General features: G+C 75.7%; 2 protein-coding genes and 1 pseudogene. 1 reads left to right on the top strand and 2 read right to left on the bottom strand.

The window, feature by feature from the left end; genetic code table 11:
* Both GTW08_RS01535 and GTW08_RS01530 read right to left on the bottom strand, forming a co-directional pair.
* A pseudogene (locus tag GTW08_RS01535) lies at positions 1-1,072 on the bottom strand (hypothetical protein); the annotation flags it as partial.
* A 35-nt stretch (positions 1,073-1,107) separates the two neighbouring features.
* Positions 1,108-2,916: a flavin-containing monooxygenase gene (locus GTW08_RS01530; protein WP_073577232.1), complete on the bottom strand. Its 1,809-nt coding sequence runs from the start codon at positions 2,914-2,916 to the stop codon at positions 1,108-1,110.
* 166 nt (positions 2,917-3,082) lie between these two features.
* Between GTW08_RS01530 and GTW08_RS01525 the strand changes: the two genes are divergently transcribed.
* A partial coding sequence (locus tag GTW08_RS01525; RefSeq protein ID WP_161151286.1) for a TetR/AcrR family transcriptional regulator occupies positions 3,083-3,503 on the top strand: 421 nt, incomplete at its 3' end.

Genomic DNA, 3,503 nt, shown 5'->3' with positions numbered 1-3,503 from the left:
CGACCAGCAGCCCGTCCCGGCAGGAGGCGACGCCGGTCGCCCCGGCCAGCCCGTCGGCCAGCGGGGTCCAGGAGCCGGGATGCCCGCGCCACACCCCGGTCCCGGTGGTCACGACCGTGTCACCGCGGTGCCGGGCGAGTCCGCGGACCCCGCCGCGGACCTCGGTGACGACGTCGCCGAGCACGGTGACGGCTCCGTCGGCCACCCGGGCCAGGGAGAAGTGGTCGGCGACGAGCGCACCCGCACCGTCGGCGGCCACGCCCCAGGGGCCGCACAGGCCCGCCGGCAGCGCCGTGGTCACCGTGCCGTCGACGCCGGCCCGGACCAGCCCGCCGTGGAAGGCGCCGGTCACCCAGGCCGCGCCGTCGGCGGTGAACACGACGTTGTCCGCGCCGCCGACGCCGGTGTCGAGGGTGGTGGTGATCCGCCCGTCGTCGGCGGTCCACAGGGCGCCGCGGTCGCCGTTGGACAGGATGCGCAGCCGTCCCGCGGGGTCGAAGCGCACGGCCACCGGCCGGTCCAGCCCGGTCAGCAGCCGTTCGGGGGTGCCGCCGTCGGGGTCGACCCGCCACACCTCGCCGGAGAGCAGGTGCGGGTAGTACAGGAGCTCGTCCGGGCCGACCTCCATCGCGTTGCCGAGCGCGAGCCCGGTCGCGAGCACCCGCGGCGGCCCGCCGGCCGGGTCGATCTCCAGCAGCCGGCCGTCCGGGCACAGCTCGTTGACGAACAGCCGCCCGCGGTGCCAGGCGATCCCGTCCGGGGCGGTGATCCCGTCGGCGACGACGGCCGTCGCCCCGTCGGGGGCCCGGCGCCACACCAGCCCGGCGGGCAGGTCGACCACGAACAGCTCGCCGTCGGCGCCGAACACGAGGTCGTCGGGTGCGGTGAGCGGCCCGTCCGGCCCGAGCACCGTCTCGAGCCCGCCGGTCGCCGGGTCGAACGCGGACACGGTCCCGCCGAGGAACTGCGCGATCCACAGCCGGCCGTCCGGGCCGGCCACGATCCCGTTGGACGCCCACAGCGGGTTCGGCGGGCACAGCGGCGCGGCGCGCAGCCCGGGTGCGGTCCGCACGGGTCCCCGGTCCGGCCCCGCGACCGGGCGCACGCTCACGCGTCCCCGCCGGGGAACACATCGTCCATCCCACCGGCGCGCCAGTCGCGCAGGATCTCGTGGAACTCGACCGGGCCGCCGCCGAACTGCTCGCTGCGCGTCCGCGGGCGGCCCTCGAAGTTGTAGTAGCCGGGCGTGCACCCGGCGAGGAAGGCGTGCTGGTCACGGGCCCGCTCGCGGATCGTCGCGACCCAGGCCGCCTCCGCCGCCGCGGTCGGCTCCACGACCCGCGCCCCGCGCCGCGCGGCCTCGGCGCAGACCGCCGCGATGTGCCCGGCCTGCTCGTCGAGCACGTGCGCGAAGTTCACCGACGCCGAGTTCTGCCCGGCGCCCACGTGGAACAGGTTGGGGAAGCCGCGGCTGACCCAGCCGTGCAGGGTGGACAGCCCGTCCGCCCAGTGCTCGGCGAGGGTGACGCCGTCGCGGCCGCGGATGTCGGCCCCGGCCCGGGTGGCGGGGTCCGCGCCGAGCTCGAACCCGGTGGCGAACACGATCGCGTCCACCGGGTACTCGACGCCGTCGACCACCAGGCCGTCGCGGGTGATCCGCTCGACGCCCTGCCCGGCCGTGTCGAGCAGGGTCACGTCCGGCCGGTTGAAGGTCTGCAGGTAGGTGTCGCTGAAGGTGGGCCGCTTGCACAGCTGGCGGTACCAGGGCTTGAGCGCCGCGGCCGTCGCCGGGTCGGTGACGATCTCGTCGACCCGGGCCCGGATCTCGTCCATCTTCTCGGCGTCGGCGATCTCCAGCGCCTCGGCCGGATCCTCGGTGCCCCGGGTCCGGGCGAGCCGCTGCGCGCCCCGGATCGGGGCGGTGTCGGTCCACCTGTCCGCGACGCCGTCGGGGCCGGAGGAGCCGTGCGGCGCCGGGCGCATGTCCATCAGGTGCAGGAAGTCCTCGCGACGGCGGCGCTGCCAGCCCGGGGTCAGTGCCCGCCACCAGGCCTCGTCGTAGGGGGCGTCGTCGCGGGTGTCGACCGACGACGGCGTCCGCTGCACGACGTAGAGGTGCCGCGCGGCCCCGGCCAGGTGCGGGACGCACTGGATCGCCGTCGCCCCGGTGCCGACCACCGCGAGGGTGCGGTCCCCGATCCGGTCGAGCGGGCCGCCCCGCTCGTCGCCGCCGGTCCAGCCGTAGTCCCACCGGCTGGTGTGGAAGGTGTGCCCGGCGAAGTCGGCGATGCCGGGGATCCCGGGCAGCTTGGGCCGGTTGAACGGCCCGGAGGAGATCACGACGAACCGGGCGGTGACCTCGTCGCCGCGGTCGGTGCCGACCTGCCAGGCCCGCGCGTCGTCGTCCCAGACCAGGGTGGTGACCTCGGTGTGGAACAGGGCGTCGCGGTAGAGATCGAAGCGCTCGCCGATGGCGCGGGCGTGCGCCCGGATCTCCCCGCCCGGTGGGTAGCGGCGGCTCGGCATCCCGCCGATCTCCTCCAGCAGCGGCAGGTAGATCGAACTCTCGATGTCGCAGGCGATACCGGGGTAGCGGTTCCAGTACCAGGTCCCGCCGAGGTCCCCGGCGACGTCGACGATCCGGATCCGCTCGTGGCCGGCCTGCCGCAGCCGGGCCGCGGCGACCAGCCCGCCGAAGCCGCCGCCGACGACCAGCACGTCCACCTCGTCGCGGACCGGGTCGCGGTCGGCGGGCCCGGACCACGGGTCGTCGGCGTAGAAGCCGAACTCGCCGGTCGAGGCCCGGTACTGGGCGGTGCCGTCGGGGCGCAGCCTGCGGTCGCGCTCGGCGCGGTAGCGCTCCCGCAGCCGGTCCAGGTCGGCCGCGGTGGGGTCGGTGGTCCCGGTCGTCGTCACGCTCGTGGCTCCCTCGACGTTGCATGATCACGTGCTCGACCAGCGTGGCACAAACTGCCAAATAGGCACTGTGAGACGAGCGTCTCGTGGCCGGTACCGGCCGATCTCCTTACTGTCGGGCAGTGACATGAAGACACTCGACGACACCAGACGCGGGCGTGCGCCGATGAGCGACCGCCGGCGCGAGCTGCAGCGCCTCGAGATCTCCCGTGCGGCTGTGGCGCTGTTCCGGGAGCACGGCGTGCACGCCACCAGCGGCGAGCGGATCGCCGAGGAGGTCGGGCTGTCCGGCCGGACATTGTGGCGCTGGTTCCGCACCAAGGAGAGCTGCGTGGAGCCGCTCCTCGCACGCAGCATCGACGCCGTCGTCGCGACGTTGCGGCGCTGGCCGGCGGGGGTGGGCCTCGACGAGCACCTGCTCGCCGAGTACCGCCCGCCCCAGGACCCGGTCGACGCCGCCGACGCCGACGCCGCGATGGCCGTCATCGCGCTGTCGCGCACCGAGCCCGGTCTGCGGGCGGTGTGGCTGGCGGTGCACGAGCGGGCCGAGCCGGTGCTCGCCGAGGTGATCGCGGCCCGCGCCGGCC

This window comes from Pseudonocardia sp. SID8383 (assembly GCF_009864975.1).
GTDB lineage: Bacteria > Actinomycetota > Actinomycetes > Mycobacteriales > Pseudonocardiaceae > Pseudonocardia > Pseudonocardia alni.
Note: the sequence above shows the minus strand (reverse complement) of the source record. Positions and strands in the feature narration are given on the sequence as shown.